This window comes from Geoglobus sp. (genome assembly GCF_054018175.1).
Genome location: NZ_JBPLZQ010000058.1, coordinates 1 through 10,152 on the forward strand (window position 1 = coordinate 1; position 10,152 = coordinate 10,152).

The 10,152-nt window shown below is 52.8% G+C and carries 10 protein-coding genes; 7 read left to right on the plus strand and 3 right to left on the minus strand.

What is annotated here, in order from left to right; all coding sequences use genetic code 11:
• From ACXJJC_RS04615 to ACXJJC_RS04635, 5 genes are all read left to right on the plus strand, one after another.
• A partial coding sequence (locus tag ACXJJC_RS04615; protein ID WP_456369673.1) for an AMP-binding enzyme occupies positions 1-353 on the plus strand: 353 nt, incomplete at its 5' end.
• A gap of 196 nt (positions 354-549) precedes the next feature.
• Positions 550-3,447, plus strand: coding sequence for a formate dehydrogenase subunit alpha (locus tag ACXJJC_RS04620; RefSeq protein ID WP_456369674.1), 2,898 nt, complete (start codon positions 550-552; stop codon positions 3,445-3,447).
• Between the two features lie 11 nt (positions 3,448-3,458).
• Entirely contained in the window at positions 3,459-4,019 is a 561-nt protein-coding gene (locus ACXJJC_RS04625) for a 4Fe-4S dicluster domain-containing protein (RefSeq protein ID WP_456369676.1), read from the plus strand.
• Between the two features lie 21 nt (positions 4,020-4,040).
• The gene (locus ACXJJC_RS04630) at positions 4,041-4,322 is read left to right on the plus strand and encodes a hypothetical protein (RefSeq protein WP_456369678.1); all 282 of its coding nucleotides are present in this window, start codon (positions 4,041-4,043) and stop codon (positions 4,320-4,322) included.
• A gap of 9 nt (positions 4,323-4,331) precedes the next feature.
• A complete protein-coding gene (locus ACXJJC_RS04635; protein ID WP_456369679.1) occupies positions 4,332-5,234 on the plus strand; it encodes a cytochrome b/b6 domain-containing protein in 903 nt (300 codons plus the stop codon).
• On the opposite strand, the gene ACXJJC_RS04640 is transcribed toward ACXJJC_RS04635, so the two are convergent.
• From ACXJJC_RS04640 to ACXJJC_RS04650, 3 genes are all read right to left on the minus strand, one after another.
• A complete protein-coding gene (locus ACXJJC_RS04640; protein ID WP_456369680.1) occupies positions 5,231-5,854 on the minus strand; it encodes a TorD/DmsD family molecular chaperone in 624 nt (207 codons plus the stop codon). The genes ACXJJC_RS04635 and ACXJJC_RS04640 overlap by 4 nt on opposite strands.
• Complete coding sequence (locus ACXJJC_RS04645) at positions 5,851-7,524, minus strand: 4Fe-4S binding protein (RefSeq protein ID WP_456369681.1); 1,674 nt, start codon at positions 7,522-7,524, stop codon at positions 5,851-5,853. The genes ACXJJC_RS04640 and ACXJJC_RS04645 overlap by 4 nt, the downstream gene beginning before the upstream one ends.
• An 84-nt stretch (positions 7,525-7,608) precedes the next feature.
• Positions 7,609-8,136 (minus strand): ribbon-helix-helix domain-containing protein, encoded by a 528-nt coding sequence (locus tag ACXJJC_RS04650; protein ID WP_456369683.1) that lies wholly within the window; start codon positions 8,134-8,136, stop codon positions 7,609-7,611.
• Between the two features lie 234 nt (positions 8,137-8,370).
• Here ACXJJC_RS04650 and ACXJJC_RS04655 point away from each other — a divergent pair, with 234 nt between their 5' ends.
• A complete protein-coding gene (locus ACXJJC_RS04655; protein ID WP_456369685.1) occupies positions 8,371-9,564 on the plus strand; it encodes an ammonium transporter in 1,194 nt (397 codons plus the stop codon).
• On the plus strand, positions 9,561-9,905 hold the full coding sequence (locus ACXJJC_RS04660) for a P-II family nitrogen regulator (protein ID WP_456369687.1): 345 nt from the start codon (positions 9,561-9,563) through the stop codon (positions 9,903-9,905). The genes ACXJJC_RS04655 and ACXJJC_RS04660 overlap by 4 nt, the downstream gene beginning before the upstream one ends.
• Positions 9,906-10,152: the final 247 nt, after the last annotated feature.

A 10,152-nucleotide genomic window follows, 5' to 3' on the forward strand; every position in this document is an offset into this window, starting at 1 on the left:
ACGGCTACTTCTACATAGTGGACAGGAAGAAGGATGTCATCATCGCGGGAGGTTACAACATATACCCGAGAGAGGTAGAGGAAGTGCTTTACGAGCATCCCGCCGTGCTTGAGTGCGCTGTCATCGGTGTGCCTGACAAGTACAGGGGAGAGACTGTAAAGGCGTTCATAGTGCTGAAGGAGGAGTACAAAGGCAAGGTGGACGAGAAGGAGATCGAGAAGTTCTGCAGGGAGAGGCTTGCAGCGTACAAGGTTCCGAGGCTGATCGAGTTTGTAGATGAGCTGCCCAAATCTGCTGTGGGGAAGATACTGAGGAGGGTGCTGAGGGAGAGAGAATTGCAGGAAAAACAGTGATGGTTGTCAGTTTTCATAATTTTTCTGAAGTTTTCTTATGATTTAAGAAAATTTCGTAAATTATTTATTTTCTGTGATATAATAATATACCTTTGTTTAGTTATATTGTTCATTGCATAAAATTTATCTATGACAATAATCCCCTAAAAATTACGTTTGACGCCTTGCTTGTGGTGTGTTGGGTAGAGGTGGTAAAATGGGCTTAAACGCCGTTAGAATCTCGAGAAGAACGTTTCTGAAGGCCAGTGCGATTGGAATGGCATCAGCAAGTGGTCTTTTAAAGTACAAGGGTCAGAGCTTCTTTGAAAAGAGCAAAGCAGAGCAGATAGCTGAGCAGGCTCAGCAGGAGGACGTCAAGCTCGTCAAGACGATCTGCACGTTCTGCGCGGTTGGATGCGGAATCCTCGGAAAGGTTAAGAATGGTCAGCTGGTTGGTATCGAGCCGTGGGTGAACCACCCGATAAACAGGGGCAAGCTCTGCAGCAAGGGTGCGAGCATCAACCACACCGTGACCTCTCCGAAAAGGCTCAGATACCCGCTGATAAAGAGAAACGGAAAGTGGGAGAAGATCGGCTGGGAGGAGGCCCTGGACACAATTGCGAGGAAGATGGTGGAGGTGCGGGAGAAGTACGGGCCAGACGCGGTGTTCTTTGCAGGGTCCGCCAAGGTCAGCAACGAAACTGCCTACCTGATGAGGAAGTTCATGGCGTTCTGGGGTTCCAACAACATAGACCACCAGGCGAGAATCTGCCACTCCACAACAGTTGCCGGACTCGGAAACACGTGGGGATACGGAGCGATGACAAACAACTTCAACGACATGAGGAACGCGAAGGCAATACTGTTCCTCTCGAATCCAGCCGAGGCACATCCAGTGAGCTTCTACCACATATACGAGGCGAAGAAGAGGGGAGCCATTCTGATCTGCGCGGATCCGAGGTTCAGCAGGACTGCGGCTGTCAGCGACCTGCACCTTCAGTTCAGGCCGGGAACCGACATACCTCTGATCTGGGGAATTGCATACGAGATAATCAAAAACGGATGGTACGACGAGGAATTCATAAGAGAGAGGACCTACGGCTTCGATAAGGTAAAGGAAGTCATAATGCAGTACCCACCGGAACTCGTTGAGGACATTACCGGCGTTCCTGCGGAGAAGATCAGGGAGGCGGCGAAGATTCTCGCCACGCACAAGCCCGCGACTCTCCAGTACGCGATGGGTGCTACACAGCACGAAACTGGCTCGCAGAACATAAGAGCGTTTGCGATCCTCCAGCTGCTGCTTGGAAATGCCGGTAAGCCGGGTGGTGGCGTTAACGCGTTCAGAGGACACGACAACGTGCAGGGTGCCACGGACATGTGTGTTTTGAGCCACACGCTCCCGAGCTACTACGGGCTCAGCGAGAAGGCGTGGAGGCACTGGGCGAAAGTCTGGAAGGTTGACTACGAGTGGCTGAAGAGCAGGTTTGCGAGCAAGGAGTTCATGGAGAAGAAAGGATTCACGATGTCGAGGTTTGCGGTCGGAGTTGTTCCCGGAGACACGGACGAATTCCCCGTCGAATCGGCGATGAAGATAGATCAGCCCTCGGACATAAAGATAATCTTCATGTGGGGCCACTCCACGCCCTCCCTCGGAGACCTGAGGCTGGTTAAAAAGGCGTTTGAGGAGGCAGAGCTGCTCGTGTTCGTTGATCCGTTTGTTGAGAGTGGTGCCGCCCTGGCCGAAAGAGACGATGGAATAATTCTGCTTCCAGCGGCAACCGAGTGGGAGGCGAGTGGTAGCGTTACAAACAGCGGAAGGCAGGTGCAGTGGAGGAACAAGGTGATTGATCCGCTTTACGAGTCAAAAGACGACATGTGGATTCTGCTCAGTCTCGTCAAGGCTCTCGACAAGTACGACCCCGGTTTGTACGAGAAGTTCACGATAAACTTCGGAAACAAGCCTCCTGAGGAAATCACTCCAGAAGAGGTCCTCGACAAGGAGATCACCGTCGGTGCGAGGGCCATAGGTATGATCGGTCAGAAGAGCTGGAGGCTGAAGAGGCAGCAGGAGTACGACTACACGTTCAATCCCGAAACCCTCAGGGCAGAAGGTGGGCCGTGCGATGGAGAGTACTGGGGATTGCCGTGGCCGTGCTGGAACGAGAGGCATCCCGGAACACCGATCCTCTACAGGAACGACATCCCCGTCTGGGAGGGTGGACACGACTTCAGGGTCAAGTGGGGCACAACCGCTCCGGATGGCGAGTCCCTCCTGAGTGGCATCAACGGCCACGACCAGGTTCCCGGGTGGGCCACGGACCTCAACACGGACTACTCCGAGTGGCTGGACAAGAACATGGTACCATCCGGCAGGGGCAGGGCCAGGTTCTACGCCTGGAACATGAAGGATCCCGTTCCTGTGCACAGAGAGCCGGTGTACACTCCGAGAGTAGACCTCATAGACAAGTACCCGACCTACGACGAGGAGGTCTACGGAAAGTTCCACTACAGGGTGCCAATACTCTCGAGAATGCTTCAGAAGCTGTACAAGGAGTACAACATATACGAGTACTTCCCGCTGATCTGGACGTCCGGCAGGCAGGTCGAGCATCAGGGTGGTGGTGCTGAGACGAGAAGCAACAGGATACTCGCCGAGCTCCAGCCTGAAATGTATGTCGAGATCAACCCTGCGGACGCAAATGAGAGGGGCATTAAGGACGGGGACATGGTTGTGGTGATCTCTCCGAGAGGACTTGAGTACGGTGCTGACCCATCGAGAATCGTCGTCAAGGCGAGGGTTACGAGGGCAGTGCCGAGGGGAGTCGTGTTCATGCCGTTCCACTGGGGTGGACAGTTCCAGGGCAAGCCGTACCTTGACAGGTTCCCGGTGATCGATGACATGGATACCAGGCCGTACGTTTACGGAGAGTCTGCAAACGTAACGAATTCGCCCGGATGGGATCCAGAAACTCAGATGCAGAACACGAAGTCGGGAATATGCAATGTGGTCAAGCTCGGTGAGGAGAAGGAGCTCATGGGACACCTCGAGAAGATGAAGGGAATCGTCGATCAGGTGCTGAAGTATCTGAATGAGAAGTATGCTGAGGCGTGAGGTGATGGTGGATGTCTCTCAAATTCGTCGTGGACACCCACTCAAACCTCTGCATAAAGTGCAAGGGATGTGAGGCCATCTGCAAGAACTACAACAACACGCCGAAGGGCGTTTACAGGATCAAGGTGATAACGATCAACGAGGGCGAGCCGGGACAGCTGAACATACCCATGCCCTGTCTTCACTGCAACGATCCGCCGTGCATGAAGGTATGCCCTGTTAATGCCATCTACAAGAGGGACGATGGTGTTGTGCTTGTCAACAAGGACGTCTGCATAGGGTGTGGCTACTGCGCCTTTGCGTGCCCCTTTGGAGCACCTCAGTTCCAGGAAAGCGGAGCCTTCGGAAGCAAGGGCAAGATGGACAAGTGCACGTTCTGCGTTGAGCCATACGAGCAGAAGGATCAGGCAGGTAAGAAGATTGAGAGGGACCCTCTCCCAAGGTGTGCAATGGTCTGTCCAACCGAGTCGCTGCTCGCAGGAGAGCAGGCTGAGATCGCTCAGAAACTCAGAGAGAGGGTTGGAGAGTACCTCGCAACAGGGAAGATTGAGAGCATATTCCTGACCTTCTAAATTTTTTTGAGGTGAACAGTGATGGACACCAAGGCGGCAATCGCTTTCGTGGTGAGTCTGGCAATAGTGAGCCCGCTGATTTACACGATTTTCGATGTCGGGTCGATGGGTGGGAAGTACATAAACGACAACAACTTCAGAAAGCTGCTTCCAGAGGTAAGCGACGAGTACACGACCGCACTCGGCATTTCGACCCAGATTGGATACCTGGCCAAACTCGTTCTCACGCTTGCCGCGGTTGTCGTGGCGGTTCTGACTTCTGTGGAGTACCTCAAGTTTTACAAGATCTATAAAGAGCACTGAGGTGATGCCATGCTCGTTCGGAGGTTTTCCAGAACCCAGATCGCAGCCCACTTCGTGATCTCGCTCTCCATCTTCATGCTCATCATAACTGGGCTGCCAATCACCTTCTCCAAAGAGCTCGGATGGGTTATGGGTGTGCTCGGTGGCTCGCAGGTGACGATGCTTCTTCACAGGCTTTTTGCGGTAATCCTGACGTTCTCGATGGTGTACTTCGGAATATACTTCCTGCTTGAAAGGCTGACCGGAGCGGTAAGGGACTCGAACCTGTCCCTCTCCCCCAGGTTCTTTGCGAGACTGGCAGTAGATATGGTCAAGGACATCCTCTGGGCACTCGGGGTGAGCAAGGAGAGGCCAAAAGCTGGCAAGTATGACTGGATTATGGTTGCGGACATCTTCGGCGTTCCGCTGCTCGCGCTCATTGAGGTCGTCACGGGGCTGATAATGTGGTTCCCGTTCAGCTTCATAGAGTCCAATCCGGCCCTGTTTTTCGCCGTGCGGCTGATTCACGCGGCCGTTGCAGTGTTCTTCGTGCTGTTCATCTTCGCCCACGCAACGGTACTGCATCTGACCCCGGGGAACTACCCCGTAAACATGAGCATATTCACGGGTAAGGTATCTCTGAGAAAGGCCGAACTGGAACATCCGGAGTGGGTTGGCAGCGCTGAAATGGTGGAAGGCAGAGATGAGCACAGCGGGTTCAGCTACATTGCCCTCGTGGGAGCTGCGGTGGTCATCGTGACAACTCTGATGCTGGGGTACGTTCTCTACGTCACGGGTATGGAGGGTCTCGCCGGACTGAGGATCATTGAAAGCAACCCCGTCACGGCGGCAGTGCTGAATGTTGCCATGGCGATTACACTGATCTTCGCGGTGGCAAACATCGCAGGAATCGTCAGGGGGATAAAAGGTTAGAGTTCGTGGTGCATGAGTTCGGGGATCAGCTCTCTCTCCAGCTTCATGAATTCTTCGAGCACAATGGCGACACCCCTGTAGAATTTTCCTCTTTTCTTGACCTCCTCACAGAACTGGAACACCCACTTCGTCAGCTCCTCCTCGAGAAACCGCTTCTGATTTCTCAGCTCGTTTATCCTCATTTCGGGGTTTACGGCATTCATGCAGCTCTCGCCCAAAAACGCAAGCTCAACTGCGATGTGATCCGGAGGCTCCTCTTTCACAGCTTTCCTGTAGCCCATTTTCATGTATTTCCCCATCACCCTCGCGCTGACCTCCCTGTATGGCTCGTCCCCCTCGTACGTTGACTGAACGGGGGACACGGGCGAGCCAAACGGACCTATAAAGAGCTCGGTGAACTCCTGCTTGACCGCAGTTTCTGCGTCCTCGATGCTTTCAAAAGACGAGACGTGGGATCTCATGACCTCAAACCCCCTGCGTATTCCGTCGACGTCTGGAACGCTCAGCCTTCCGTCTCTCAGATCGGTTAGAAAATCCGGTCCCGGTGGGTTTTTGAAAAGTGACGAGAGGAGGTAGTAGAGACCAGCCCTACCCCTCAGTATCTCCTCGATTCCTGTCACCTCTCATCACCCTTCAACTCGTTGTATACCGTCTCCAGTATCATTTTCGGCCTGCATTCTTCGCAGTACATGGTGGACACCTTCAGACCCAGTATCTGAGACAGCTTTTCGTGTGCCTTCCTGGATATGTGTTTCCTCCCGCACGATGGACACTCCACCATCTCCGTCTCGAACACAGCAAATTCCGACAGCTTTTCGAGATTTAACCCCTGCTCGACGGTTATTGCCCCTTCCGGACACGCCCTTTCACACAGCCTGCACGAGATGCACAGGGCGTGGTTGAAGTATATTCTCGACTCGTCAGGCATCCTCCTGATCGCACCGGTCGGACAGAATGCCTGACACGTCTTGCAGAATGTGCAGCTGTCGGATATGCTTATCTCTGCGAAGCGGTCCGTGCTTATCCTGCCCGTGCCACTCCTGACCTCGAGAGACGAGAGCTTGGCCAGCATCGCCGCCATGAGTACCCTTCCCGAGCCGTCCACCCTCTCAATTATCCCTCCAGGGTGGCGTTTATCTTTCAGCTCGTGCAGGACGGTGTTCAGCCCATTAACGTCCGTGATCTCTACCTCGGGGTATCCGAAAGCGGATAGTATCTCGTTTGCCAGATCGACAAAATCACCGTACATTCCGGATCCGCACTCGCAGGGAACGCCAACTGCGTGACTCCCTCTCAGAACCGCGTATAGGTAGTGGACGTCAGAGACGTAATTTAGACACGGGACTGTAACGATGTGAGCCTCCGGAAGCTTTACGCCTTTCCTGCTGAGTGAGTACAGGTTTCCGAGGGCTTTCTCGCAGATGAAAACAATAGTGTCGCTTTCTGCGAGGTCTATCTTCTCAATCAGTGCATCGAAGGGTAAAGCGCTGCTCCGAGCTGCCCCGGTGGGGCACACCGATGTGCAGTAGCCGCATGCCAGACACGAGAGATGATCGACCACGATCCTTCCATTCTCCCTTCTCACAGACGCGTTCGGGCACCTGAGGCAAAACGTGCATCCGGACATTCCGCTTTTTTCAGTGGCACAGAGATTCGCGTCTATTTTTACGGATTTTGCCACCTTAACGCTGCCGAGCCTCAGAATCGCCTCTGTCACTGATCTGTACTCGTTCTCGTGTTTGATGACTCCGGTGTTTGACCACTTGGCATCATGAGGCACGATCGCCATTCCGCACTCAATCTCGAAAATGCCCTGCTCCTCTTTCAGGAGATCCTCACCCTCAACGGTCACCTTCAGCCTTCCGAGTTCTCCCGTGATGTTCCTCACTCTTCCGTAGAATATTCTGTGCCTGAAGGGGTAGAGCTCCGTTACTGCCTCCTCGCTCTCGGTTATCACCGCAACACTGGCGACCTCACTCAGGGTTCTCACCACCTCAGGGTTGCTGCCCACGTAAACGATCTCATATCCCGTTTCGATTACGTCGTACTCCGGGCTGGAGGTGATGAGCTCGGAATTCATCCAGGACGAGGCTACCCTTTCCGGGTTGTGAAACAACCTCTCAACAAGCCTAAGGTCAACCACTTTCGCGTCACTGGACAGAACAGGACAGCTGACGAGATCTGCACTCACCCCGGTACACTCTTCGACTACCTCAACGTCACAGTTTAAATTTTCGGCAATTTTGTTCACGTCGACGTGTGAGCAGGAGTTACAGAGGACTGCTCTCATGATTTCAGCCCACTCTGTGTGTTAAAAACACTTTCGAGCGTTTGACCTCAGACTTCATGTGTTACCGCACATCTTGGCAGACCCCTATTTCTGGATTTTCACCCTGAGTTTTGCTATCTCCTCCTTTATCTCGACCTTAACACCCATTCCCTCGAACACACCCTCGAGAAACTTTCTGACGAACTCCTTGACCTCATCATTTCCAAGAACGAGCGTGTACTCTCCCTTCTTAACGCTGACTCTGAAGAAGTTGCACGCTTCGAGCCTTCGTAGAATGAACTCCATGTCTCTGCCCGAAAACTCCTCCGCATGTGCCTTTGAAATGCTGTGGTGTATCTCCCAGAACCTCTCCTTTTCCGGGTGGGTGTTCATGAACTTGAGAAAGGCGACCCAGTGGTCAATGTCCAGGATAACGTGTTCACCTCCTGAGAGCATCTCCACGTATGTCTTTATCATGAACGGGTCGTGACTTTCGAGGAACCTGAACCGGCTGTAAAACTTCAGGAGCTCCCTGAACATCTCGCTGACGCTGCTGAAAGATTCCCTTAACTCTGTGAATATCTCGTATGTTTCGCCGTCGAGAGCCACGGATATCCTGGGCGGGTTCTTCATGACCACACCTAACGAAACAAATTTAAAAAATTTTTGATCGATCCGGTAAAATTCTAAAAATAGTTAACTTAAACTGGAATTTTTTCCTAAAAAGTTAAGAGATTGGAAATTTTTCCATTATTCGGCGAATCATCTAAAATTTGTTTAGCGATTTTCAGATGTTCCTCAAATTTTCTGAAAATTTCAGAAAACTTACTAAATAACCTTAAATGTTTATCAAATTTTCAGAATGCCATGGAAGCAGGTGATGTTGCGTGGATACTTGCCTCAACAGCTCTCGTGATGCTGATGATCCCCGGAGTCGGGCTGTTCTACGCGGGAATGGTGAGGAAGAAAAACGTCGTGTCAATGATATCACTCAGCCTGGTCTCTGCGATACTCGTTGGAGTTCTTTGGGTGGTCTACGGCTACTCACTGGCGTTTTCCGGAGATGTCGCAGGACTCATCGGTGACCTCGGCAAGGTTTTCCTCGGCGGTGTTGGCATAGGCGGCAACGGCAGCATTCCGGAGATGCTGTTCATGATATACCAGATGATGTTCGCGGCAGTCACGCTCGCGATAATCACCTCGGCAATAGCGGAGAGGATGAAGTTCTCGGCCTTCCTGGTGTTCGGGGCTCTCTGGGTTACCCTCGTTTACATACCGTTCGCACACTGGCTGTGGGGTGGTGGGTGGCTTGCGAAGATGGGTGCACTCGACTTCGCGGGAGGGATGGTGGTTCACGTCAGCTCAGGATTCGGAGCACTCGCTCTTGCACTCGTTCTCGGCAGGAGGTACGGTTACGGAGAGCACCCCATTGAGCCCCACAGCATTCCGCTCACTCTGATAGGGGGTGCGATGCTCTGGTTCGGCTGGTTTGGGTTTAACGGTGGCAGTGCCCTCGCTGCAAATGAGATCGCCGTGAACGCGATAACGGTTACTTTCGTAGCATCCTGCTTTGCCGGAATCACCTGGATGGCGATAAGCTGGATGAAGGGAAAGCCTGGGAGTCTCGGAATCATCACCGGTGTCATTGCGGGTCTCGCAACAATAACACCAGCTGCAGGATTCGTTGATGTCCATGCTGCGGTCCTCATAGGCATAGCCTCTGGAATCGTTTGCTTTGCAGCGCTCGAGTTCAGGATACGGAAGGGCATCGACGAGTCCCTTGATGCGTGGGCTGTGCACGGAGTTGGCGGAGCTCTCGGGAGCGTTGCGATTGGGATATTCGCGAACCCCTCGATAGGAGGGTATGCAGGTCTGCTTTACGGAAACCCGTCTCTGCTGGCGGTTCAGATAATGGCTGTCGCTATAACTGTGATCTACTCACTCGCGGTTACATTTGCGATAGCGAAGATCGTCGATTCAGCAATCTCACTGAGGGTGAGCCTCGAGGAGGAGTACGTCGGACTTGACATATCCCAGCACGGAGAGGTGGGATACGCATGAAGATGGTGGTCGCGATAATAAGGCCCGAGAAGTTTGAGGCAGTGGAGGATGCGCTGGCGGAGAAGGGCTACGTGGGCATGACGGTCACGGAGGTCAAGGGAAGGGGTGAGCAGAAGGGCATTCAGCTGCAGTACAGGGGGAGCACCATAGAGGTGGACCTGCTCCACAAGATGAAGCTGGAGATAGTCGTTGACGATGAGGATGTTGATGAGGTCGTTGAGATAATCTGCAGGAACGCGAGAACGGGGAGGTTCGGTGACGGGAGGATCTTCGTGATCCCTGTGGAGAAGTCGGTGAGGATCAGGACGGGCGAGGTCGTGACAAGGAACGGAAGGAAGTGATGTCAGCCCGGCCATTCTTCACAATTTTTTGTTATGTTTGGGCGATATTGCTGTCGAAATCGTGTTCAAAAAAATTTATATTAAGCCAGATTCAGCTGAATCCGATGAAAGTTCTCGTAGCCAGCAATATCGCTGAGGAGGCAATTGAAAGAATGAAAAAAGAAGGCCTCGAAGTAGATGTGAGGCCGGGGATAAGTGAGGAGGAGCTGGAGAGGATAATAGAGCAATACGAGGCACTTATCGTCAG